This window comes from Colwellia sp. Bg11-12, assembly GCF_014076955.1.
Classification (GTDB): domain Bacteria; phylum Pseudomonadota; class Gammaproteobacteria; order Enterobacterales; family Alteromonadaceae; genus Colwellia_A.
Window position 1 is genome coordinate 1 of sequence record NZ_JACGUZ010000032.1, and the last position, 2,150, is coordinate 2,150.

Here is a 2,150-nt window from a genome sequence, read left to right on the forward strand (position 1 = left end):
GAAGTGGTGCGGTGTTTATTGTTTCTCACTTCCATCAATTAACTATTTATGTGTATGTTGGTTTAAGTGTTCTTAATTAACGCTTCTGCTAACAAGCAATTCAAACGGACAAATAACAGTTGGCTATCGTTCGTTCCTCACTATTTTAGCCAACTATTATTCGCCGCTTAATTGGGCGTTAGGTGAAATGGAGTTTACATGAGACTTGTATTTATATTATCGTTATTTACATCATCAGTATTAGCATCGGAATTCGATGTAGATACTTATTCCATGTCTTTAGATTTTGCTCAAGTGACACATGTTCTGGCTACTCAAGAATCAAACGGTAGCTGGTGTTTTGGCTCTTCAGTTCAACATGATGACCAAGGTTGGGATCATTTCGCAGATCGCTGGGAAGTAATAGATTTAGAGGGTAATCAACTTGGTTACCGAGAACTTGCTCACCCTCACGTTAATGAGCAACCATTTACACGCAGTCAGTGTGGTATTAAAATTCCAGCAGAAATCTCTAAGGTAATAGTTAGAGCAAAATGTAATAAGCATGGTTTTGGTGGTAAACCGTTTATTGTCAACCTAAATACTACAAAGTAATAGGCGCAATTAATGGGTTTTCACCTAACAATGGTTTTCAAGGCGGACAAATTACAGTTGGCTTTTTGTTCGTGCCTCACTTATTTTAGCCAACTGCAATTTGCCGCTTAAAACGGCGTTATGTTTTCATGCAAGAGTCGAGTTATGGATAAACTAAAAAGTGTTGTAAGTAATAATATGGATGTTATTTTAGGTGTCATATTCATCGGCTTTATTTACTACCACTCTAATACTATTTACATGTATTGTGATGAGCTATTTAACTTATTGTCGTTAGCTGAGACACAATGTAGTACAAATTGTGAAGTGTTTAAAAATTCTGATTGGCGCTTATTTATTCATTCAATAAAAAATAACATCAATCAGTTAATTGCTGTTATTTCTATATTATTGGCACTATTCGCTCACTATAAACGAAAACATAACAAGCCATTCAAGCAGGACAAATAACAGTTGGCTATTTGCTCCTTCGTCGCTTATTTTAGCCAACCATTATTTGCCTCTTAATGGGGCGTTATACGTTTAGGGAGGTTTGGTGAACGGAGTCTGTGCTTTATGCCATAAATCAGAAAAACTTATCGATAGTCACTTTATGCCTAAAGCTGTTTACCGCTCTATTAGTAAGGGATTTCCTGAGAGCGGAGAAAATATCGTTTGGATTTCAGGGCATGAAAAATCTGCAGCCTACACCTCAAAGCAAGCAAAGAAACACTTACTTTGTGCTAATTGTGAAACAGCCTTTTCCCAAAATGGTGAAGATAAAGTCCTCCCTTTAATGGCTAAACCTAATGGTTTTAAACTCGCAACTAAGATTAAAAAATTTAAAAAACTATCAGGAGTAAAAGATGAAGTTTGGTATTTTCCTTCTAATGATGATTCCGCTTTAGGCTTTCTGTATTTTGCTGTAAGTATTGCTTGGAGATTGTCATGTACAGATTGGAGTAATTATGGGATGCCCGAGACAAAAAACTCAATACGAGATGAGAATATGCTGTCGTTCTCTAAATTTTTATTAGGGAACACAGAACTCCCGAGTAATACATTTTTAGCTGTATACGTAGACAATCAAAAAGTTGATACTCCATCAATGGGATTTCCCACTGTAAAAAATCATACAGGTTATCAGCATATTGTGTTTAATATTCCAGGATTAAAATTTAGTTTATTAGCTGGTAACGATCCTGGGGCAGGAATTCGTGAAACGTTTTCCCACAATAAAACGAACGTATACTTCATAAGTCGCAGCCTAAAAACACATCCAGATTATCACTTTAGTGCTGATTTTTTAAAGACTAAAGCGGTAGCTAAAGGGCGATTAGCAAAAGAGTTTAGTGCAAAAAACGTATAACAAGTTACTCAAACGGACGCTAAACAGTTGGCTAGCACTCGTTCCTCGTACATTTTAGCCAACTATTTCGCGCCGCTTAGTAAGGCGTTATACGTAAAGGAGAGTCCGCAGATGGAATTGAATTCAATGGAAGATGTTAAAGCTATAGCTGAGTTTCAAAAAATAGAGCAACTTCAACGCATAGAAAAAAAACTACATAGATTGAGTT

At 36.3% G+C, this 2,150-nt stretch carries 3 protein-coding genes; all 3 read left to right on the top strand.

Features of this window, described 5'->3' with window-relative positions:
• Window positions 1–198: 198 nt before the first annotated feature.
• On the top strand, window positions 199–594 hold the full coding sequence (locus tag H4J39_RS00490; RefSeq protein ID WP_182225504.1) for a hypothetical protein: 396 nt from the start codon (window positions 199–201) through the stop codon (window positions 592–594).
• Between the two features lie 144 nt (window positions 595–738).
• Complete coding sequence (locus tag H4J39_RS00495) at window positions 739–1,044, top strand: hypothetical protein (protein WP_182225505.1); 306 nt, start codon at window positions 739–741, stop codon at window positions 1,042–1,044.
• Window positions 1,045–1,186: 142 nt separating this feature from the next.
• Window positions 1,187–1,942 carry a hypothetical protein gene (locus H4J39_RS00500; protein ID WP_220462083.1) on the top strand — a complete coding sequence of 252 codons (756 nt, stop codon included), beginning with the start codon at window positions 1,187–1,189 and terminating at the stop codon, window positions 1,940–1,942.
• Window positions 1,943–2,150 lie beyond the last annotated feature (208 nt).

Bases quoted from the DNA above. Each gene is read 5' to 3' on its own strand.
- H4J39_RS00490 (WP_182225504.1), top strand. From the start codon at position 199: ATGAGACTTGTATTTATATTATCGTTATTTACATCATCAGTATTAGCA.
- H4J39_RS00495 (WP_182225505.1), top strand. From the start codon at position 739: ATGGATAAACTAAAAAGTGTTGTAAGTAATAATATGGATGTTATTTTA.
- H4J39_RS00500 (WP_220462083.1), top strand. From the start codon at position 1,187: ATGCCTAAAGCTGTTTACCGCTCTATTAGTAAGGGATTTCCTGAGAGC.